Source organism: Azospirillum sp. A26 (genome assembly GCF_042604635.1).
Classification (GTDB): domain Bacteria; phylum Pseudomonadota; class Alphaproteobacteria; order Azospirillales; family Azospirillaceae; genus Azospirillum; species Azospirillum palustre.
This window is the reverse complement of the sequence record NZ_CP170476.1, coordinates 810,755-830,579: the sequence shown is the minus strand read 5'-3', so window position 1 is coordinate 830,579 and position 19,825 is coordinate 810,755. Positions and strand designations below refer to the sequence as shown.

Sequence of the window (19,825 nt, the reverse complement as noted above, 5' to 3'; positions counted from 1 at the left end):
TGACGTCTGTCGGTGAAATCGGTGCGCTCGTGAAGGCCGCTCAGCAGGCTTCGCGCCGCAGTTCCTGCGTCTGGCCGGCGGCCACGATCTGCGCGATGTCGAGGATCAGCGCGACCGAGCCGTCGCCGAGGATGGTGGCGCCGGAGAAGTTGGCGACATCGGCATGCAGCTTGGACATCGACTTGATGACGGTCTGGTGGTCGCCCAGGACCTGATCGACGACCAGACCGACGCGCTTGTCGCCGGAGGAGATGATGACGATCTTCTGATAGGGATCGGGCGGATGGCGGACGGCGAAGCTGTCGCGCAGACGCAGGAACGGCACCAGCGCACCGCGGATGTTCAGGAAGTTGCGGTTGGCATGGCGGCGTTCGACATCGGCCGGCAGCTCGACGCATTCCTCCACCGCGAACAGCGGGATCACGTAGCGCCCCTGCCCGACCCGGACCAGCAGCCCGTCGATGATCGCCAGCGTCAGCGGCAGGCCGAGCGTGATCTCGGTGCCGCCGCCCGGCAGGCTGGACACCTCGATGGTGCCGCGCAGCCCATCGATCGTGCGCTTGACCACGTCCATGCCGATGCCGCGGCCCGACACGCTGGTCAGGGTCCGCGCCGTCGAGAAGCCGGGATGGAAGATCAGCTGGAACAGCTCGGCATCCGACAGCTTGGCGCCGGGCGGGATCAGCTCCTGCTCCTCGGCCTTGGCCCGGATGCGGTCGCGGTCCAGCCCGCGCCCGTCGTCGCGGATGGTCATCAGCACGCGGGTTCCGGCATGGCGGGCCGACAGATGGATGCGGCCCTGCGGCGCCTTGCCCGCCGCCACGCGCTCCGCCGCCGGTTCCAGCCCGTGATCCAGGCTGTTGCGGATGATGTGGACGAGCGGGTCGTTCAGCCGCTCGATCATCGTCTTGTCCAGCTCGGTCTCCTCGCCGGACATCGTCAGCGCCACGTCCTTGCCCAGCTCCTGCGAGAGGTCGCGGACCAGCCGGCGGAAGCGGCCGAACAGCGATTCCACCGGCACCATGCGGATGCCCATGGTGATGTCGCGCAGCCCGTTGGACAGCCGTTCGATCTCCTCGGTCACCGACTTGATCTGGAGATCGACGCTGTCGGAGATCAGCTGCTTCAGGCGGGCATGGGCGATCACCAGTTCGCCGACCTGATCCATCAGATCGTCGAGCCGCTCCGCCGGCACGCGGATCGAGTTGACCGCCGGCTGCGCCCTGCCCTTCTCAGGCGCAGTCTCCGCCTTCGGCGGGGCCGGCTCCTTCGGCGGGACAGGCGCGGCGACCATCGCCGGCACGGGCGCCGGCACTGTCACCGGCACCGGTTCCTGCTCCACCCCCGGCTCCGGCAGCGCCGACACCGGGTCGATGGTCAGTTCGGTCTCGTCGATCACGAAGATGAAGACGTCTTCGATGGTCGAACGCGGATGCGTGGTGGTGAGGATCAGCTCCCAGCCGATGTGGCAGCGGGTCGGCTCCAGCTCGCCCAGCGGCGGAACGTCGTCGGTCAGGGCGACGATCTCGGCCTCGCCCAGCCCGCGCAGTTCATCGAGCAGCAGCAGCGGGTTGGTTCCGCGCTCCAGCGCATCGGGAGCGAGCCGGAACCGGACACGCCAGGTCGCCCGGCTGTCCTCGTCGTCGCGTTCCCCATGAAGGGGAGCGGACATCGCGGCACTGCCGCTCAGGTCCGCCAGCCGGGCCAGGATGCCGTCGGCGACGGCAGGGTCGGCACTGGCGGGATCCTCGATTAGGATGCGGATGTGGTCCTTGCCGGCAAGGGCGATGCCGATCATCGCGGTCGTGGCGGCCAGTTCGCCCTTGCGCATCCGGTCGAAGGCGCTTTCCAGATGATGGGTGAAGCTCGCCGCAGCCTCGAACCCGAACATCGAGCCGGAGCCCTTGATCGTGTGCAGGGCGCGGAACGCGGTGTCGAGCGGCTCGCGGTCGGTGGGGTTCTGTTCCAGATGGAGCAGCGCGGACTCAAGAGCGGCCAGAAGCTCCGCCGCCTCTTCGCGGAAGATCTGGCCCGGGTCGCCGCCGGTCATGTGCCGACGATCTTTCGGACGACGCTCAGCAGCTGGTCCTGCTGGAACGGCTTGACGATCCAGGCGGTGGCGCCGGCCGCCTTGGCTTCGGCCTTCTTGCCGGCGTCGGATTCGGTGGTCAGGAAGACCATCGGGATGCCGCGATAGGCCGGCAGCGTCCGCAATTCGCGGATCAGCGTCAGGCCATCCATATTCGGCATGTTCAGATCGGTCAGCACCAGATTGAAGCTGCCGGACTTCGCCTTGACCAGAGCGTCACGCCCATCCGTGGCCTCCACCACCTGATAACCGGCGGAGGACAGGGTCAACTTGACCATCTGGCGCATGCTGGCGGAATCGTCGACGGCTAGTATGGTCTTCGCCATGATATCAGGGCACTCCAATCCAGAATTCATCCGCTTTGCGCGTCGGTCCGGACATACCGATGAAGCCGCCCCGTTCAAGCGCATCGCGCATCGATGCGGAGATCGGTTGCTTGAGATGCAGGCTGACGCCCCGCCCGGCTGCGCTCGTGCGCGCCGCCAGCAGAAGTTGAATGAAGCAGATCGACGTCTCTCCAACTTCGCTGCAATCGACATCGACCCGGCCAGCCGAACTCAGCGAATCCCGAAGCCGGTCGCGAACCTCCTCGACTTCGATGAGCGTCATCGGGCCAACGCACTCCACAACAACGCTTCCACTGAGATCGGCCATTCGTCTTCACCGCATTCGCCGCGCCATCGCATTCGCCACGTCGCTACAAGGCACATGTTGAAATTTAATATCTTGTTGGCCTGCGTGATTGAAATTCGGGATATCCCCAACCCCGATTTCATCGCAACTTAATGGGCGCGAAAGATGATATAGCGTCTATATTAGACTCTTCATTGGCACCGGGCCGGTCGGACGGGTGGCGGGCGACTCCCCCTCCCCTTCCGGTCACGGCCGGCAATCGTGTGCGTGTTTGCGGCCCCTGCCCGCCTCTTGGTAGTCTGGGGCTGGACGACCGGAGAGGCTTTCGTGGCGAACGGCGGGCAACAGGGTGGGCAGCGGGGCGGGTGGCCGGAAAGACTGGGGCCGGAGGGCGGAAGGCCGGCGCGGGCAGGTCTGAGCGAGACGATCCTGACCTTCCTGGAGCGTGGCGTCAGTCTGGTCGTATCGTCGAGCGACCGGGCGAACCGACCGCGGGTCGGCCGGGCGCTGGCGGTGCAGGTGCCGGCCGACGCGGCATGGATCGGCGTCTGCCTCGACCGGACGGCGAACGCCGCCCTGCTCGCTGCGGTTGCCGAGACCGGACGCATCGCCCTGGCGGCGACCGAGCCGAGCACGCACCTTTCCATCCAGCTGATCGGCGAGGACGCCACCGTCACCGCAGCGGATGCCGAGGCAGCGGCGCTGGCCGCCCGCCACGTCGATGCCTTCGCCGCCGAACTGGCGCTGATCGGCTACGGCGACGCCTTCACCCGCGCCCTGATGGCGCATGACCCGGCCACACTGGCGGTGGTCCGTTTCTGCCCGTCGCGACTCTACGACCAGACACCGGGCCCGAAGGCCGGTAGCGCGGTGCCGCCATGAGCACCACCATCAGTGCCGCCATCGGTGCCTCCCTGACGCTCGATGCGATCCGCGCTTGCCTGGAGGGGGCGGTGCCGGCGACCATCGCCACCTGCGCGCCGGACGGAACGCCCAACGTCTCGCTGCTGTCGCAGGTCCATTACGTCGATCCCGACCACGTCGCGCTGTCCTACCAATTCTTCAACAAGACGCGCGCGAACATCCTGGCCAATCCGATTGCCGTCCTGCAGCTGATCGACCCGCCGACCGCCGCGCAGTACCGGATGGAGCTGTGCTACCTGCGCACCGAGACCACCGGGCCGCTGTTCGAAAGCATGAAGGCCAAGCTGGCCGGCATCGCCTCCCACGTCGGAATGCAGGACGTGTTCCGGCTGCTCGGCGCCGACCTCTACCGGGTGACGGCAATCGAGGCGGTGCCCGGCGGCGCGCCCCTCCCGGCCCCGGTCGCCCAGCGCAGCCTCCTGTCGGCGACCCGGCGGGCCTGCGAAGAGTTGCGCGGCTGCGCCGATCTGACGGAGCTGCTCGACCACAGCCTGTGCGTGCTGCGGCGGCTGTTCGGGGTCGACCATGCGCTGATCCTGATGCCGGACGAGGCGACCGGCCGGCTCTTCACCGTCGCGGCGCTCGGCTACGATTCCTCCGGCGTCGGGTCGGAGGTGGCGCCCGGCGAGGGGGTGATCGGTGTGGCCGCGCGGGAACGGGTGCCGATACGCATCACCCACATGACCAGCGACGTCGCCTACAGCCTGACCGCCCGCGACGGGGCGGAGGACGCCGGGCTGACCGGCGGCCCGGCCCGCGAGATTCCCTTTCCCGGATTGGAGCGTCCACACAGCCAGCTGGCGGTGCCGATCCTGGCCGGGCGGCGTCTGGCCGGCGTGCTGTTCGTCGAGAGCCGGCAGGAGATGCGCTTCACCTACGACGACGAGGATGCGCTGGCGACGCTGGCGGCCCAGCTCGGCGCGCTGATGCAGGCCCTGCCCCCGGCGGAGGAGGTGGCGCCGGTCCCCGCCGCCTGCCCGGAGGCCGGCGGCGCACCGGTGGTGGTGCGCCACTACGCCGCCGACGACAGCGTGTTCGTCGATCACGATTATCTGATCAAGGGCGTGGCCGGCGCCATCCTGTGGAAGCTGGTGCGCGACCACACCACGCTCGGCCGCACCGACTTCACCAACCGCGAGCTGCGGCTGGCCCCCGACATCCCGCTGCCCGACTTCGCCGAGAATCTGGAAGCGCGGCTGATCCTGCTGCAACGCCGGCTGGAGGAGCGCTGCGGCGTGCTGCGCATCGAAAAGACCGGGCGCGGACGCTTCCGCCTGGTGGTGACGAAGCCGCTCCTCCTCCAGGAGACAGCGTGAACGCCGCCCGGCTTTACTTTCTATTCCGACAGTTATCGGGCCAGAAACAGTTACGAATATTTTAGCATTCCGTTAGGCAACAGTTAGCAAGCCGGCGGCGATTGCCTGCGTAGGGTCCGTTCCACACACAACGTCACGGAGCCGACCGACATGACCGCCCTCCCTCCCGAGGAGGCCCTGGAGCGCATGATGCTGGAGCGCATGATGCTGATCCGGGCCTACGAAGAAACCCTGGTCGACCTGCATGGCCGCGGCCGCGCCGCCGGAACCTGCACCGCCATCGGGCAGGAGGCGTCGGCCGTCGGTGTCGTCGCGGCGCTGACCCCCGACGACCTGATCCTCACCAACCACCGCAGCGCCGGCCATCTGCTGGCCCGCGGCGCCGACCCCGGCCGGATGCTGGCCGAGGTGCAGGGCAAGAGCGGCGGCTATTGCGGCGGCAAGAGCGGGTCGCTGCACATCTCCGCCAAGGAGCTGGGCGTCGTCCTGACCTCCACCATCGTCGGCGGCGAGCTGGCGCTGGCGACCGGCGTGGGGCTGTCGCGCTCGATGCAGGGCGGTCCCGGCATCGTCGTCTGCTTCTTCGGCGACGGGGCGGCCTGCGAGGGCCGCTTCCACGAATCGCTGAACCTCGCCGCGGTGTGGAGCCTGCCGATCCTCTATGTCTGCGAGAACAACCAGTGGCAGGCCTTCGTCCACCGCAAGGAGACGATGACGGCCGACGGCGTCGCCGGCCATGCCGCCGCCTACGGCATCGACAGCGCGGTGGTCGACGGCAACGACCCGCTGGCGGTGTTCGAGGCCGCTGCTGCCGCCGTTGCCACCATCCGCCGCACCGGCAAGCCCTTCCTGCTGGAAGCCATGACCTACCGGCTGCGCGGCCATTTCGAACCGGACGACCAGTCCTACGTCGACCCCGGCGAGTTGGCCCGCTGGCGCGAGCGCGACCCCGTCATCCTGCTGCGCCGCCGGCTGGAGCGCGACGGGCTGCTGGATGGCGCTGCCGCCGCCCGGATGGAGGAGTCGGTCAGGGCGCGGATGGAGGCGGCCGCCGCCTTCGCCGAGGCCAGCCCGTACCCGGCGCCCGAGGAACTGACCCGCGACGTCTACGCCTGACCCGGGAGACCGACATCATGACCCAGATGACCGTGAACGATGCGATCTCCGCCGCGCTGGCCGAGGAGATGCGCCGCGACCCCTCCGTGCTGATCTTCGGCGAAGGCGTCGCCACCAAGCGCCGCGACCTGCTGGGCGAATTCGGCCCGGCCCGCGTCCGCAACACCCCGCTGGCCGAGGGCATCATCGCCGGCACCGCCGCCGGGGCCGCCGCCACCGGCCTGCGCCCGGTGATCGACCTGCTGTTCGCCCCCTTCCTGTGCTACGCGATGGACGAGATCGTCAACAGCGCCGGCAAGCTGCGCTACGTCTCCGGCGGGCAGTTCAAGTTCCCGATGGTGGTGCTGGCGATGACCGGCGCCGGCTGGGGCGTCGGCGCCCAGCACAACCACAACATCGAATCCTGGTTCGTCCACAGCCCCGGCCTGAAGGTGGCCATGCCCTCCACCCCCGCCGACTTCAAGGGGCTGCTGAAGGCGGCGATCCGCGACGACAACCCGGTGCTGGTCTTCGCCGACATCGCACTCGGCTACAGCGCCGGCGAGGTGCCCGAGGACATCGACGCGATCCCGCTGGGGCAGGCCGCGCTGCGGCGGACAGGCGACGACGTGACGCTGGTCTCCTACGCCAAGACCGTCGGAATCTGCCTGGCTGCCGCCGACCGGCTGGCCGAGGCCGGCATTTCCGCCGATGTCCTCGACCTGCGCAGCCTGAAGCCGCTGGACGAGGACGCCATCCTGCGGTCGGTCGCCAAGACCGGCCGGCTGGTGGTCGTCCACGAGGCGAGCCGCCTGTGCGGCGTCGGGGCGGAGGTCGCGGCGCTGGTCGCCGAAAAGGCCTTCGCCAGCCTGCGGGCGCCGGTGCTGCGGCTGACCGGTCCCGACGCCCCGGCCCCGGCCAGCTTCCCGCTGGAGCAGGCCTTCGTTCCCCAGGCCGACGCGGTGGTCGCGGCGGTTCAGTCCCTCATCCATGGCGCGCTCGCCGCCTGATCATCCGGAGTTGCCGACGATGTTCCGCAAGACCCTGTGCACCGCCCTCCTGCTGTCCGCCGCCGTTCTCGTCTCCCACGCCGATGGGGCCCGCGCCGACGAAAGGGTGGAGCGCGGCAAATACCTCGTCGCCCTCGGCGGCTGCAACGACTGCCACACGCCTGGCAACTTCCTCGGCAAGCCGGATTTCGCCCACGCGCTGAGCGGGTCGGAGGTCGGCTTCGAGATCCCGGGAATGGGCGTGTTCCACGGCCCGAACCTGACGCCGGACACGGTGACCGGGCTCGGCGACTGGAGCGAGGATCAGATCGTCACCACGCTGCGGACCGGCAAGCGGCCGGACGGGCGCATGCTGGCGCCGGTGATGCCCTGGATGGCCTTCTCCGCCCTGACGGATACCGACGCCTACGCCATTGCCGCCTACCTGAAGAGCCTGCCGGCGGTCGCCAACAAGGTCCCCGGCCCCTTCGGCCCGACGGCGAAGCCGACCGGGTTCGTGATGCGGGTGGTGGCGCCGCAGAGCGAGTGAAACCGGCGTCCCGACCGGTTTGTTCAGTCCTCGCCGATCGACACCAGCTCGGTCTTCCGGCGGCGCCGGGTGTCGGCCAGTTCCCTGGAATCGACCCGGACGAAGCTGCCCGGCGCCTGTGCGGCGTCGGCCGCACGGGCGATTTCCCGCCGGTTCCACGCGGACACCCGATGCGCCTCGGCGATCTGATGCAGGAACAGGTCGGACGGACGCAGGCGGAAAATGATGTCGTCGTGCCGCTTGCCGACCTTGATGACCTCGCGTTCGACCTCCGCCAGCGCGCCGACCTTCTTCAGCACATCGACGATGTCGGAAATCCAGCGGAGCATGTTCGACCAGCGCGCCCATTCCGTCATGCCGCTGTCGCGCATGATCTCCCGCGCGGTGATCTCGATGCTCGACCGGTCCTGGTGATGGCGTTGCAGCAGCGTGAAGGCGACGCGCTTGAACAGCCAGCGCGAGAACGGATTGGCGATGCGCATCAGCCATTCATAGGAGATGCGCTGCTGCTCGACGCTGCGGATGGTGTTTTCCACCATCCAGTTGAACTGCACGGCGGTTTCGACATCGGCCCGGCCGTTCTCGTCCGGCGAGCCGCCGGCGTTGACGTCCTGGTTGCGCATCCACAATTGCGGGAAGACGCTGGAATCGAGCAGGGCGTTCTTCCCGCCCTTCTCCGCGATGACGATGGTCGAGCGGCGCAGGACGAGAAGCGCTTCCTTGAGTTCCGGCAGGCTCAGCGTGTGCTTGACCCGCCGAAGCTCCTGCATCACCTCGTAGAGGGTGAATTTGAAGACGATGGAGTCCTTGTCCCCGGTCGACAGCCGGGCCTTCTCGGCCGCAAGCCGGCGGATGACCTCCTCGACGACCTGCTCCTTCTCGCCGGGGAACATGTCGATTTCCTCGACGACCTCGGTGGCGCCCTCCTTCACCCGGCGCTCGATGCGGGCCGGCAGGATCTTGAGCGAATAGCTCTTGCCGTTGAAGACGAACTCGCGCTTCACCTGACGCAGGAACCGCGGCTTGGTCGGATCGGGCTCCGCGGCATCGACCGCGCCGGCGGAGCGCTTGCGGCCGTTGGAGCGTGCGACATCGGAGGCGAAGAAGACCCATTTGGGCGCGACATCGTACAGACCGACGAAATGGGTCGTGCGTTTGGCGTCGTCGGGCTCGTCGATCTCGAACAGCGCGAACTGGAGCGGCAACGCCATCTGCTTCAAGTCGCCCTTTCCGCCCGGTGTGTTGCTCGACATCTTGGGGTCTCCAGCCGCGTCTCCAACGACACACGCTATGGGGTCGGACGTCCGATGCGCAACGACGGATTTGGCATGCCCTTCTCCACGCCGGTAGGTGCCGGGTGCAGATAGGCAGGTTGCGGGTGCAGAAGCGATAGGTGCCGGGTGCAGACCGGTAGGTCCCGGGTGCAGGAAACGCCGGGACAGGCAGGCGGACACTCCTTTCTGCACCCGGCACCTACCGGCAACCCGTCCGAATCGGGCAGGAATTGCCCGACCGGCTTCCGGCCACGGTCTCTGGGGCGCCCCCTGAGGCGCCAGGATCTCCAGCCTCCACATCGATCTGCACCCGATGCCTACCCATCCGCGCCGGCGCTCACGCCGGCAGGCCCCTTCCCCCGCCGCGCAGGCAGGCGGAGAGCGCAAGCGGTCGATAGGTGCCGGGTGCAGCAGAGCCCCCGGCGCTTTCGGGATCGCCGGTTGGCCTTTCCCCTTGGCGTGACGGTAGGCACCGGGTGCAGAAGGCGGACTCTCCTCCGGCTCGTCCTGCCGCGGCAGAAGAATGCGGAATCCAGCGCCGGCCGCCGATAGGAGCCGGGTGCAGATGAGCCGCTCCGATTCGCAGTGTTTCTGCACCCGGTGCCTATCCATCGGCACCCGCACCCTACCGGGCTGCATCCGGCACCTACGCATCTGCACCCGACACCTAGCGGTGGGCGCCGGGTGCAATTTGGCCGATGCCCGTCCTTCGGGGAATCCTGTCCGCAGATCCGTCGGCCCATGCCGATTGCCAGACCTCGCAGGAGCACCCGATGCCCAGCTCGCCGACCGACAGCACCAGCCGCTGGGGCAGGATCCCCGCCTGGTGGCTCGACCACCCCGATCTCGACGCCGACGGATTTGCCATCCTGGCGGCGCTCGCCACCTTTGCCGACGAGCATGGCGTCTGCTGGCCGTCGCAGTCGACGCTCGCCGCCAAACTCAAGCGGTCTCGTCCGACAATCAACCGAATCCTGCAACGGCTGGACGACATCGGTCTGGTTCGCATCGAGCACCGCCGCGGCCGCGACGGCTCCCGGCTGTCCTGCCTGTACCGGCTGCGCATCGAGCAGGACGGGGACAGGGCGGCGGGGGCGGCGCCGCGCCCTGCCGCTGGAGATGTTCATGCGCGGGACAGGGATGACTCGGTGGTGAACGTACCCTGTCCGCCAGCGAGTCAGAAACACCTCCATTCCGAACAGATTCCGGACTCGCTCGCTACAGGCGGGCGCGGGCAAGGGCGTGAGCGGATGTCCGACGTGCCTCCCGATTGGATGCCGAGCGCCGACGATCTCGCCTGGGCCAGCAGCCGTTTCGGCACGGTCGATCTCGGTCGGCATGTCGAGGGCTTCGTCCTGCGCTGTCAGGCGCATGGCTATCGCTACCGCGACATCTCCGCAGCATGGCGCGCCTGGCTGATCCAGGATGCCGCCGCCGGCAAAGCACCCGCGGTCAAGAGTGCGGCGGCCGGCGCCTCCCTTTCACCGTCCGCTTCGCCGCCTACCCGGTCCCGCGAAAGCGCTGCCGAACAGCGCGTCACTGCCTGGATGACTGTCGCGGCCCGGCTCAAGGACACGAAACCCGAACCACGTTCCCGGCTATGAGGAGAACCGCCATGTCAGCCGCCGCCGTCATGCCGGTGCCAGAGCGCTCGCCGCTGCCGTTCGATCCCGCGATGCCGCCGACCGACCGCCGCCGGCTGCTCGTTGCCGCCTTGCCGGAACCGCTGCGCGAAATCCTGGCCGCCGGCCGGCTCGAACACCGCACGCGCTTCGGTGACAATGGTTTCGACGGACTGTCCGAGATCTGGTCGCCGCCCGCCACCGTCACTGCCCGGCAGGCCGCCATGGCGCAATGGGCGCTGGCCGATCTCGAAGGGTCGGTCCTGGCGCCGACGGAGCCCGACCGGCTGCTCGGCCGTATTCTGGCGCTGCTGTCGCATTACCCCGCCAAGGGGCTGACGCCCGAGGTGGAGCAGCTGGTTGCGATGGACTGGGTCGAGGATCTGGGCGAGTTTCCGGGCTGGGCAATCGATCAGGCGGCACGCAGCTGGCGCCGGACACGGAAATGGCGGCCGAGCATCGCCGAGATGCGGGCGCTGTGCGAGGAGGCCTGTGCGAAGGAGCGCCAGCTTGCCGAGTGTCTCCGCAAACTGTCGGGCGCCGCCCTGCCGAGGCCATCGGTTCCGGGTTTCACCCGGCTGGCCGAGGCTTCCTGCATCCGCCGTTTTCCCTGATCCCGGGCCTTGATCGCGGGTTCCACCGGTGTTGCCGAAAAGACAGGGTGGCGGTGAGACGCTAACGCGGGCATGGCCGACCCATCCGAACGGCGTTGACAGGTGTGAGTGTCTCACACTATCGGTGATCCGCCTGGATTGGACGGATTGGGGAGGGGGCATGCTCGGCGAACAGTTGAAGGCGTACCGCGAGGCGCGCGGGCAATCGAGGGAAGACTTCGCGGCCTTCCTGAACGAGGGGCTGGACCGCTCTTACGACCGCCAGCGGATTTCGCGCTGGGAGAATGGCGGCGAGCGCATTCCGCAGGCCGTCGTCGGCTTCGTCCGCAAGCACCCGGTGCTTCCGGTCGAGAAGCCCGGCCCGGCGCTGGTGGTGTCGCTCGCGAACCAGAAGGGCGGTGTCGGCAAGACCACGGGCTGCGTCAATGTCGGCCGCATGCTGGCCGACCGCGGCTATTCTGTCGTGCTGGTGGATTCCGACCCCCAGGCCAACGCCGGCATCCATCTCAGCGTCGACGTCGTCGCCTGCGAGGAAGCCGAGAGGACTCTCTATTATGTCCTCAAGGGGGCGGCAAAGGCGGAGGAGTGTCTGGTCGAGACGCGCAACCCGCGCCTCCGGGTGCTGCCCTCCTCCCTCAAGCTGGCCGAAAGCGAGACCGAGCTTGCCGCCCAGCAGTTCTCGCACAACACGCTGCGCAGCCGTCTCGCCGAACTGCGCCGCAGCGTCGATTTCATCCTCATCGACTGTCCGCCGACGCTGGGGCATCTGGTGACCAACGCCCTGGTGGCCAGCGACACGGTCCTGATCCCGTGCCAGACGCAGCCGCTCGCCTTCATGGGCATGGGCACGCTGCGCAAGCAGATCGACTTCGTGCGGGAGCGCGGCAATCCCACCCTGTCGCTGCTCGGCATCGTCCCGACCTTCTATTCCGGCCGCACGACCCAGGATCAGGCCACCCTGAAGGACATGCACGACACTTACGGGCAGGAAGTTCACATCTTCCCGCCGATTCCCAACACCACGCTCTACCCGCAATCCTCGGCCGGCGGCGATGCGCTGGTCGCCTTCAACGCCAAGGCGCCGGGGATCGGAACCTTCGGCCTGGTGGTGCAGACCCTGATCGCGGAACGCGACCGCCGCATCGTCCCGGCCGGTCATGGAGTGATGACGCATGGCTAAGGGCATTCCGCGCTCCAACATGGGGCTTATCACCAAGAGCAGCGATCAGAACAGCGCCAGCCCGGTGCGGCTCGACAGCAATGCGCTGACCGGCAAGGCCGTGCCCTTCGAGCGGCCCTTCGCCTGCGACATCGGGCTGGTGGTGACCAATCCCGACCAGCCGCGCAAGATCTTCCGGGAGGAGGATCTGGCGTCTCTGGCCGCCTCGCTCGACCGGCATGGCCTGAAGCAGCCCATCGGTGTGCAGCAGCAGGGCAACGGCGAGTATCTTCTGGTGTGGGGCGAGCGGCGTTGGCGGGCCGCCCGGGCGCTCGGCTGGCCGACCATCACCGCGGTCCTGACCGCCGGCGATCCGCTCGAGGTGGCGCTGGTCGAGAATGTGCAGCGTGTCGACCTGTCTCCGTTCGAGCAGTCCGATGCGCTGCAGGGGCTGAAGGAGCGTCACGGCTACACGGACGAGGCGCTTGCCGGCATCGTCGGCAAGGACCGCAGCATGATCTCCAAGCTGCTCCGACTGCAATCCCTGCCCGGGGTGATCCGCAAGGAATATGCGGAGCATGAGCCGACGCTTCGCTTCCTCCTCACCCTGAGCCGGGCGGCGTCGGAAGCATCCGCCCTTGCCATGTGGACCCAATGGAAGAGCGGTGATGGGCTGGGAAATCCCGATCCGGACGGCGAGCCGCAGCAGCGGACGAACGCCGCGGAGGACGGCGAGCGCTCCACCCACAACCCGCCTGACAGCTCGCCGGAGATGGCGCTGAGCGCCTTGCCGCAGCGGGTATTCCGCGTGCTCAACCGGGCTCAGGAAACCATCAGCGCGATGGTCGAGAAGCCGCGCCCGCTGACCGACGAGGATTGGCAGCGGCTGATGCAGATGCGGTCGCTGATCGACACGCTGCTTGAACAGCGGAAGGCCTAGGGAAAGGACCGTGCAATGGGAACGGTTCCCATTGCACGGCCTTCTCGGCCGGAGTCGTGCCGGTGATGGCATACCCGGTCGAACGTCTGTTCCTGCCGGTCTGTTCGATGGGAACGGTTCCCATTGACCATCCCGTGACCCGCCTGCGGCACCGCGATCCTTGGGGCCCCTCTGGCGATGCGTGCACCGGTTGGCCTCAGCTTCCAAAAAAAAGCTGCTGACCAAGGAGCAGGATGGGACGAAGCTGGCTCGCTTCCGAGCGTGCTGGAAAGCCCACCAGCATAAGATTGATCCCAAGCGTTTGGTCTTCATCGACGAGACCTGGGTGAAAACCAACATGACCCGCAGCCGCGGTCGGTGTGCGCAGGGCCAGCCCTAGCTGGCCAAAGTTCCCCACGGCCATTGGAAAACGCTGACCGTTCTGGTGGGCCCGCGTCACGGCAGGATCGTGGCTCCCCTGACCCTGGATCGTCCGATCAACGGGGCCATGTTTACGGCTTGGGTCGAGCAATTCCTGGTGCCCACCCTGGCACCGGGCGATGTCGTCGTTCTCGACAACCTGGGCAGTCACAAAGGAGCCGCGGTACGCAGCGCCATACGGAATGTCAGTGCCCATCTGCTCTTCCTGCCGGCCTACAGTCCCGATCTCAATCCCATCGAGATGATGTTCGCAAAGCTCAAAACCTTGGTCCGGAAAGCCGAGGAAAGGACCATCGAAGCCGTATGGCGGCGCATCCGAAACCTGCTGGAGCACTTCCTGCAATCATGAGTGCGCCGCATACATCGACATGCGGGCTGTGCTTCTACATAAATCAGACAGACTTTAGCCCATCCAACCCGGTGTCCTTTCGGCCGGGGGAAGTCGCTGGAGCGTCCGCTGTTGGCCGTGAACCGCGGGACGCTCCAGCCTCGGGGGCGGCGTCAGCTGCGGCGGCCGCCGATCATCGACACCGCGTCGATCCCCTTCACATACTTCCAATAGGCGTCCAGGGCGTTCTGCTGGGCCGACTGATACTGCTCCGGCAAAGGCGCCTGAAGCTCATCGGGAAGAAGCGTGGTCATCAGCGTGTGGAGCAGCTCCTGCGCCGCTGGACTGTCGGCCGTGCTGGTCATTTCCAGTTTGCCGTCCGCGGCGGTGTAGTCGAAATACTCGACCTCCACCCCGGCTTTCAGGGGCTGCCCGCCGTTCGTGCTGGGATCCCAGAAGGCATAGGTGCCGAGCTTGCCCTGTTCTGTGACCACCCCGATGGCGTGGAAAGGAGCCTTCAGGTAGTTGTAACTGGTCGGAAACGCCTCGTCCGTCGTGTAGAGGGCGTATTTGCGGCCCGGCGCACCGGGGTCGCGCAGGATGTCGAGCAGGCGCGCCCGCGTTCCATAGAGCGCCTTGTAAGGCTCCTCCCGCATCCATTCGGTGCCGTCGCGGGCGATCGACACCAGCAGCGGAACCAGATCGACGGAGGATGCGAGCTGTTCGCGGATGACGTCCGGCGCGGAAACCACGCCGTCCGGGCGCGGATCGACGACGATCAGGGGGACGTTCAGGCATTCCTTGTAGACGCTGAACCCCTTGCCCTGCAAACCATGGGCGCTTGCGTATTCGCCATGGTCGGAGGTGAACACGATCACGGTGTTGGCGGCGAGATCCTCGGGCAGATTGCCGATCAGCTGGCCGATCTGGATGTCCACCTGAGTCATCGCCCAGGTGTACATGTCCAGCGCCTTCGTCCAATAGCCGAAGGGGGCATAGGGAACCACGCTGTCCGTCACCGAGGTGGGCGCCATGGTGAAATCGGTCTGGTTGGGATCGTCGCTGACGTCGCCGGTCATCACATAGGAGAAGAAATCCCGGCCCAGCCGGGGCAGCTTCACCCCGCTTTCCAGCAGTGCGTCGGCCGGCTGCCAGTTCGCCGGCAGCTGATAGCCGTAGTCCGGCGGGTCGGACTGGCCGGCGACGATGCCGGTGTAGGCGACCGGCGCCGTCTTGCCGGCCTTCCTGTATTGCTGTTGATAGACGGCGCCCTCGATGCCGGCCCAGAAGAACTGCTTGTCATGGGGGTTCACCAGCCCGACCGTCAGGCAGAACGGCTTCCTGTTGCCGCTGTTCGAGCGGCTCTTCAGCCAGTAATTCGCCTGGGCGACGATGTTCGCATCGCTCAGGACCGGGTCGGCGCCGACCGGCGGGGGGCTCGCCACGGTGGCGCCCGATCCCTGGCCCGGCTGGCCCAGCGGGTCCGGCATGGTCAGCCCCTCGAAACCGTAGGGTTCCAGGTAATCGTAGGCGGCGGCCGAGGTCGGGCCGGCGGGGTAGTTCGACATGTGCCACTTGCCGATCAGGGGCGTGTCGTACCCCTGTTCGCGCAGCAGCTTGCCGTAGGTCGGGAAGGCCGTCTCCAGGGATGGCTGCGGCGCCGCCGTGCTCTGCGCGTTGAACATGTTGGCGCGGGTCAACATCAGCCAGGTCTGCTGTGCGTAGAGACCGGTCGCCATGACCCCGCGGGACGGTGTGCAGTCGGCCGCGGCGGTCTGGTAATTGCTGAACTTCACCCCCTTCTCCCACAGCATGCGGTGGGTATAGGGCATGTATTTCGCCAGGAATTCCCCGGCGGACTGGACGCCGTTGGGAAATTCGCTTGGAAAGCGCATTTCGTCCAGGGTCAGCAGAATGATGTTCGGCTTCGTGCCGGTCTGGGTCGCCATATCCGTCTCCGCAGGAATGAGAATGGGGACTGGCCGCTGGTGAGCATGCACAGGGGTAGATGTCGATTACTTCAAGAAAAATAAGGTCCCGGCAAATATCTAGTGCTTGTTTTCCAGAAATGTACAGGTGATCTATATCAACAAACATCACAAGATCTAACCACACCGCAGTATGCAGGGTGAATAATGGTGTTTTTTGGATTGTTTCGTGATTGTAATTGGACGGCTCGGCGGATTTGATGGGTATGACTTGATGTTCTTTTTGTTATCTGTGGAAGAATGCGTCTGGCGTGCAATACGGTCGTAAATGCCCGCAATGAATGAAGCCTGCGCGGCCCGGCAGGCCGGCAATGGGAAAGGCGGGGGAGCGGACGGTGCGAAGGCGTGTCGTCATAGGGCTGCTGGCCGGTCCTCTGGCCGGTCCTCTGGCCGGTCCTCTGGCCGTGGTGCTGGCTGTGGCGTTGGCCGTGCTGTGGCCGGTCGGGGCGGTTCCGATGGAGCCGCCCCCGTCGGCGGCCCCGCTGACCGTCCGGGCGGAGGATCGGTCGCTGTCGCTGGCGGGACATCTGGAGGTTCTGGACGATCCGGGTGGCGCGCTGGGCCTGGACGACCTGCGGTCCGGCCCGGCGGCGGCCTCATTCCGGCCGATTCCCGGCTTCCTCGCCCGCGGCTTCGTTTCCGGAGCGACCTGGGTCCGTATCCGCCTGCGCTATCCGCCGTCCGCCTCACCGGCCACCTCACCGGCGGCGCTCGACCGTCTGCTGGAGATGAAGCCGCCCTATCTGAACGAACTGCGCGTCTATGCGCTGGCCTGTGACGATGATGGCGCGGTCGTGGAGACGGTCCTGGGGGATGGCCTGCCCTATGCCGGGCGCCCGATACCGTTTCCCTCCCTCGTCGTTCCCGTGACCCTGCGCTCCGGTTGCGAGACGGCGATCCTGATCCGCATCGCCACGGTGCGGACCACGGCGCTCAGTCTGCGGCTGTGGTCGCCGTCCGCCTTCATGACGCATGCGACGCTGGACCTGTCCATCCTCGGCGCCTGGTTCGGCATCGCCGTCATGATCGGCACCATCAACCTCGTCTTCTGGCTGTGGCTGCACGATCGGGTCTATGGCTGGTATGGGCTTTACGTGCTGGCGATGCTGGCGGGCAACCTGCCGGCCAGCGGAATGCTGTTCCTGCTGTGGCCATCCGGCGCGCACCGCATCGCCGACTGGCTAATCGGGACGGCGCTGTGCGCGGTCTTGCTGTTCGGGGCGCTGTTCACCGGGGCGCTGTTCGATCTGCGGCGGGGCAATCCGGTGCTGCGGGGGACGATCACTGTCATGGTCGCGGTCGGTCTGGCCGGCACCCTGGTCGCGCTCGCCGGACATTATGCGGCGATCGGAGCCGTCATCCAGTTCGTCGCCGCCATGCTGTTCATCCTGGCGGCGCTGCTGTCGCTCAGGCTGGCGCTGCGCGGGCATCGCCAGGCCCGGCTGTGGCTGCTGGCCTTCCTGTTGCCGCTCGCCGGCGGCGTGATGCTTCTGCTGCGCAATGTCGGGCTTCTGCCGATGATCGAGTCCGTCGAATACGGCAACATGGCGGGGGCGCTGTTCCACATGCTGCTGATGACACTCAGCCTCGCCCAGCGGGTCAAGCAGGCCGAGCGCGACTGGCGGGAGGCGCAGCAGGCGGCGCTGGCGGCGGCGCGCGATGCCGAGGAGCATGCCCAGACCCTCGCCGCCGGCCGCACGCAGCAGCTGATGGAGGCCACGCGCCAGCTTGAGGAGGCGCTGATGGCGGAACGGAAGGTGGCCCGCGACCGCACCCAGTTCGTCGACATGATCTCGCACGAATATCGCACCCCCCTGTCCGTGATCAGCGCCAGCCTGGACGTGCTGGCCCTGCAGATCGGGAGCGATATGGCCGGCGGCGACCGCAGCGGGCTTGAACGCCCGCTCGCCCGCATGAGGCGGGCGGTTCACCGGCTGGTCGAGATCGTCGATGTCGGCTTGCAGCGTGCGCGGATCGATGTCGACGGGCTGGCGGCGACCAGGAAGCCGATGGCCCTGTCCGAGTGCCTGGACGAGGCGCTGTCGATCGTGCGCAGCCACTCCCCGGATCGTGTGATCGTCGTGACCGACGGCCGACCGACAGATGGCCGGGTGAGGGATGACCGGCCGGGGGATGGGGGCGCGGCGGATGTCATGCTGCTGGCCGACCGGCCGCTGCTGACCACGGTGTTCGTCAACCTGCTCGACAATGCGCTGAAATACTCGCCGGCCGACCGGCCGGTGCGGATCGGCGTGACGATTGCGGAAGGCTGGCTGCGTGTCGAGGTCGGCGATCGCGGCATGGGAATCGCCGAGGCCGACCTGCCACGGGTGTTCGGCAAGTTCTTCCGGTCGCAGCAGGCGCAGAGCATGCCGGGAACCGGCATCGGGCTGGCGCTTGCCCGGCGCATCGTCGAACTGCATGGCGGCCGCCTGTCCCTGGCGAGCCGGATCGGGGTGGGGACCACGGCGACGGTTGAAATCCCGGCATTGGACATGGGGGCCGACGGCGCTCCTGTCGCCGGAGAGGGGGAGGGAGATGGGAATGACCGATCCGAAGCCGGCGGTTATGGCCGGGCACGATCAATCGGGCGCCATGCGGCCGCGCGTGATCCTGGTCGAGGATGACGGCGACCTGCGCGAGAGCATCGAGGATTATCTGAAGCTGACGGGGTTCACCACCATCGGCGTCGGCACGGCGCTGGAGTTCTTCCAGGCGTTGGCGACCATGGATATCGATGTGGCGGTGATCGATGTCGGGCTGCCGGATCAGGAGGGATTCGAGATCGCCTCCTTTCTACGCCGGCGGCGGGAGATCGGCGTGGTGATGCTGACCGCCCGCGGCGCCTCCGAAGACCGCATCAAGGGGTTTCAGAGCGGCGCCGACCTTTATTTCGTCAAGCCGGTGGATTGCCGCGAACTGGCCGCCGCCCTGCTCAATCTGGTCGGCCGGCTGCCCAGACGGGCGGCGGCCGGAACCGAGAGCCCGGCGTCGGGCCGTGCCGCCTCCGTGGAGAGTCCGGCGGCCGACGCGTGGGTGCTGGACCATGTCGACTGGCTGCTGCGCGACCCCCGTGGCCGGACGGTGCAGGTCACCTCGTCGGAGATGCGTCTGCTCGACGCCATGCTGCTCGAACCGGGGGCGACCGTTTCGCGCGGCGCGCTGCTGGCGGCGCTGGGCTATCGCGAGGACGAGTCCGGCAACCGCAGCCTCGATGTGCTGGTTTCCCGCTTGCGCCGGAAGATAGAGATCACCATGGGCGGCAAGGCGCCGATCCAGACGGTGCACAACCGCGGCTACCTGTTTTCGGCCCCGGTGCTGGAAATCGGCGGTCCGGACAAGGCAATCGACAGGGCGGGGCCGCAATGATCGCCTGACGGGGCTGGGGACCGGGCGGGGGATCCATACACCACTTGGGAAAGCCCCTACTGCATCCCTTTCAGTCAGACTGGCTCTTTTTTCAAATGCGTTTCCCCTGCGGTGGGCGATAATGGGCCGGCAGGTCCGTCGCTGGGACTGCCTGCGCTCGACACCCGTAAAGGAAAACAGATAGTGTTGTTGAACACGGACTTCGGGGAACCCCTCGACAAGCTCTGCCCGAAGTGCGGGAGCGCAAACCTCGTCCACAGCGTGGAAACGCAGGCGGTCCGTTTCCCCTACGGACCCGGGGATGTCCTGATGGCGACCGTCGATGTGCAGGTCCCTGTCACCACGTGCGGCGCCTGCGGGGACGCCTGGACCGATGCCCGAGCGGAGAGCGTCCGGGAAGAAGCCGTCTTGCAGCGCCTTGCTGAGCTGAAGGCCTAGGAGGTCTTCCGCAGCTGAGGCGGTGTAGGAGTCGTGGCTCTGAGGGCGGCTCAATCAGTGGAGCGCCTTCATGGCCA

Annotated in this window: 17 protein-coding genes; 12 read left to right on the top strand and 5 right to left on the bottom strand. The window is 67.3% G+C overall.

Features of this window, described 5'->3' with window-relative positions; genetic code table 11:
• Positions 1 to 40: 40 nt before the first annotated feature.
• The 3 genes from ABNQ39_RS34705 to ABNQ39_RS34695 are packed head-to-tail and all read right to left on the bottom strand — an operon-like array spanning position 41 to position 2,743.
• The gene (locus ABNQ39_RS34705) at positions 41 to 2,050 is read right to left on the bottom strand and encodes a chemotaxis protein CheA (protein WP_376967088.1); all 2,010 of its coding nucleotides are present in this window, start codon (positions 2,048 to 2,050) and stop codon (positions 41 to 43) included.
• Positions 2,047 to 2,415 carry a response regulator gene (locus ABNQ39_RS34700; RefSeq protein WP_098734809.1) on the bottom strand — a complete coding sequence of 123 codons (369 nt, stop codon included), beginning with the start codon at positions 2,413 to 2,415 and terminating at the stop codon, positions 2,047 to 2,049. Before ABNQ39_RS34700 ends, ABNQ39_RS34705 begins: the two co-directional genes overlap by 4 nt.
• A gap of 4 nt (positions 2,416 to 2,419) precedes the next feature.
• On the bottom strand, positions 2,420 to 2,743 hold the full coding sequence (locus ABNQ39_RS34695) for an STAS domain-containing protein (RefSeq protein ID WP_376967085.1): 324 nt from the start codon (positions 2,741 to 2,743) through the stop codon (positions 2,420 to 2,422).
• A gap of 306 nt (positions 2,744 to 3,049) precedes the next feature.
• Here ABNQ39_RS34695 and ABNQ39_RS34690 point away from each other — a divergent pair, with 306 nt between their 5' ends.
• The 5 genes from ABNQ39_RS34690 to ABNQ39_RS34670 all read left to right on the top strand — a co-directional run bounded on the left by ABNQ39_RS34690 (position 3,050) and on the right by ABNQ39_RS34670 (position 7,596).
• Positions 3,050 to 3,604: a hypothetical protein gene (locus ABNQ39_RS34690; protein WP_376967083.1), complete on the top strand. Its 555-nt coding sequence runs from the start codon at positions 3,050 to 3,052 to the stop codon at positions 3,602 to 3,604.
• On the top strand, positions 3,601 to 4,962 hold the full coding sequence (locus ABNQ39_RS34685) for a GAF domain-containing protein (protein ID WP_376967081.1): 1,362 nt from the start codon (positions 3,601 to 3,603) through the stop codon (positions 4,960 to 4,962). Before ABNQ39_RS34690 ends, ABNQ39_RS34685 begins: the two co-directional genes overlap by 4 nt.
• Before the next feature lie 150 nt (positions 4,963 to 5,112).
• Positions 5,113 to 6,078, top strand: coding sequence for a thiamine pyrophosphate-dependent dehydrogenase E1 component subunit alpha (locus tag ABNQ39_RS34680; RefSeq protein ID WP_376967079.1), 966 nt, complete (start codon positions 5,113 to 5,115; stop codon positions 6,076 to 6,078).
• 17 nt (positions 6,079 to 6,095) lie between these two features.
• Complete coding sequence (locus ABNQ39_RS34675; RefSeq protein WP_376967077.1) at positions 6,096 to 7,067, top strand: alpha-ketoacid dehydrogenase subunit beta; 972 nt, start codon at positions 6,096 to 6,098, stop codon at positions 7,065 to 7,067.
• Between the two features lie 19 nt (positions 7,068 to 7,086).
• Entirely contained in the window at positions 7,087 to 7,596 is a 510-nt protein-coding gene (locus ABNQ39_RS34670) for a c-type cytochrome (RefSeq protein WP_376967075.1), read from the top strand.
• A 23-nt stretch (positions 7,597 to 7,619) separates the two neighbouring features.
• Here the strand turns inward: ABNQ39_RS34670 and ABNQ39_RS34665 are convergent, their stop codons facing one another.
• Positions 7,620 to 8,849 carry a plasmid replication protein gene (locus tag ABNQ39_RS34665; protein WP_376967073.1) on the bottom strand — a complete coding sequence of 410 codons (1,230 nt, stop codon included), beginning with the start codon at positions 8,847 to 8,849 and terminating at the stop codon, positions 7,620 to 7,622.
• Between the two features lie 794 nt (positions 8,850 to 9,643).
• On the opposite strand from ABNQ39_RS34665, the gene ABNQ39_RS34660 reads away from it, so the two are divergent.
• The 5 genes from ABNQ39_RS34660 to ABNQ39_RS34640 all read left to right on the top strand — a co-directional run bounded on the left by ABNQ39_RS34660 (position 9,644) and on the right by ABNQ39_RS34640 (position 13,974).
• Positions 9,644 to 10,474: a helix-turn-helix domain-containing protein gene (locus ABNQ39_RS34660; protein ID WP_376967071.1), complete on the top strand. Its 831-nt coding sequence runs from the start codon at positions 9,644 to 9,646 to the stop codon at positions 10,472 to 10,474.
• A gap of 11 nt (positions 10,475 to 10,485) precedes the next feature.
• A complete protein-coding gene (locus tag ABNQ39_RS34655) occupies positions 10,486 to 11,106 on the top strand; it encodes a hypothetical protein (protein WP_376967069.1) in 621 nt (206 codons plus the stop codon).
• A 160-nt stretch (positions 11,107 to 11,266) separates the two neighbouring features.
• Positions 11,267 to 12,286, top strand: coding sequence for an AAA family ATPase (locus tag ABNQ39_RS34650; protein WP_376967067.1), 1,020 nt, complete (start codon positions 11,267 to 11,269; stop codon positions 12,284 to 12,286).
• The gene (locus tag ABNQ39_RS34645) at positions 12,279 to 13,205 is read left to right on the top strand and encodes a ParB/RepB/Spo0J family partition protein (RefSeq protein ID WP_376967065.1); all 927 of its coding nucleotides are present in this window, start codon (positions 12,279 to 12,281) and stop codon (positions 13,203 to 13,205) included. Before ABNQ39_RS34650 ends, ABNQ39_RS34645 begins: the two co-directional genes overlap by 8 nt.
• A gap of 424 nt (positions 13,206 to 13,629) precedes the next feature.
• Entirely contained in the window at positions 13,630 to 13,974 is a 345-nt protein-coding gene (locus ABNQ39_RS34640) for a transposase (RefSeq protein ID WP_376967063.1), read from the top strand.
• A gap of 152 nt (positions 13,975 to 14,126) precedes the next feature.
• Here ABNQ39_RS34640 and ABNQ39_RS34635 read toward each other — a convergent pair whose 3' ends face one another.
• Positions 14,127 to 15,902: a sulfatase-like hydrolase/transferase gene (locus ABNQ39_RS34635; protein ID WP_376967061.1), complete on the bottom strand. Its 1,776-nt coding sequence runs from the start codon at positions 15,900 to 15,902 to the stop codon at positions 14,127 to 14,129.
• Between the two features lie 374 nt (positions 15,903 to 16,276).
• Here ABNQ39_RS34635 and ABNQ39_RS34630 point away from each other — a divergent pair, with 374 nt between their 5' ends.
• Both ABNQ39_RS34630 and ABNQ39_RS34625 read left to right on the top strand, forming a co-directional pair.
• Entirely contained in the window at positions 16,277 to 18,568 is a 2,292-nt protein-coding gene (locus ABNQ39_RS34630; RefSeq protein WP_376967059.1) for a sensor histidine kinase, read from the top strand.
• The gene (locus ABNQ39_RS34625; RefSeq protein WP_376967057.1) at positions 18,486 to 19,310 is read left to right on the top strand and encodes a response regulator transcription factor; all 825 of its coding nucleotides are present in this window, start codon (positions 18,486 to 18,488) and stop codon (positions 19,308 to 19,310) included. Before ABNQ39_RS34630 ends, ABNQ39_RS34625 begins: the two co-directional genes overlap by 83 nt.
• Positions 19,311 to 19,825: the final 515 nt, after the last annotated feature.

Excerpts from the sequence above, each read along its gene's own strand:
- ABNQ39_RS34705 (WP_376967088.1), bottom strand. The coding sequence starts at position 2,050 with ATGACCGGCGGCGACCCGGGCCAGATCTTCCGCGAAGAGGCGGCGGAG.
- ABNQ39_RS34700 (WP_098734809.1), bottom strand. The coding sequence starts at position 2,415 with ATGGCGAAGACCATACTAGCCGTCGACGATTCCGCCAGCATGCGCCAG.
- ABNQ39_RS34695 (WP_376967085.1), bottom strand. The coding sequence starts at position 2,743 with ATGGCCGATCTCAGTGGAAGCGTTGTTGTGGAGTGCGTTGGCCCGATG.
- ABNQ39_RS34685 (WP_376967081.1), top strand. The coding sequence starts at position 3,601 with ATGAGCACCACCATCAGTGCCGCCATCGGTGCCTCCCTGACGCTCGAT.
- ABNQ39_RS34680 (WP_376967079.1), top strand. The coding sequence starts at position 5,113 with ATGACCGCCCTCCCTCCCGAGGAGGCCCTGGAGCGCATGATGCTGGAG.
- ABNQ39_RS34675 (WP_376967077.1), top strand. The coding sequence starts at position 6,096 with ATGACCCAGATGACCGTGAACGATGCGATCTCCGCCGCGCTGGCCGAG.
- ABNQ39_RS34670 (WP_376967075.1), top strand. The coding sequence starts at position 7,087 with ATGTTCCGCAAGACCCTGTGCACCGCCCTCCTGCTGTCCGCCGCCGTT.
- ABNQ39_RS34665 (WP_376967073.1), bottom strand. The coding sequence starts at position 8,849 with ATGTCGAGCAACACACCGGGCGGAAAGGGCGACTTGAAGCAGATGGCG.
- ABNQ39_RS34660 (WP_376967071.1), top strand. The coding sequence starts at position 9,644 with ATGCCCAGCTCGCCGACCGACAGCACCAGCCGCTGGGGCAGGATCCCC.
- ABNQ39_RS34655 (WP_376967069.1), top strand. The coding sequence starts at position 10,486 with ATGTCAGCCGCCGCCGTCATGCCGGTGCCAGAGCGCTCGCCGCTGCCG.
- ABNQ39_RS34650 (WP_376967067.1), top strand. The coding sequence starts at position 11,267 with ATGCTCGGCGAACAGTTGAAGGCGTACCGCGAGGCGCGCGGGCAATCG.
- ABNQ39_RS34645 (WP_376967065.1), top strand. The coding sequence starts at position 12,279 with ATGGCTAAGGGCATTCCGCGCTCCAACATGGGGCTTATCACCAAGAGC.
- ABNQ39_RS34635 (WP_376967061.1), bottom strand. The coding sequence starts at position 15,902 with ATGGCGACCCAGACCGGCACGAAGCCGAACATCATTCTGCTGACCCTG.
- ABNQ39_RS34625 (WP_376967057.1), top strand. The coding sequence starts at position 18,486 with ATGACCGATCCGAAGCCGGCGGTTATGGCCGGGCACGATCAATCGGGC.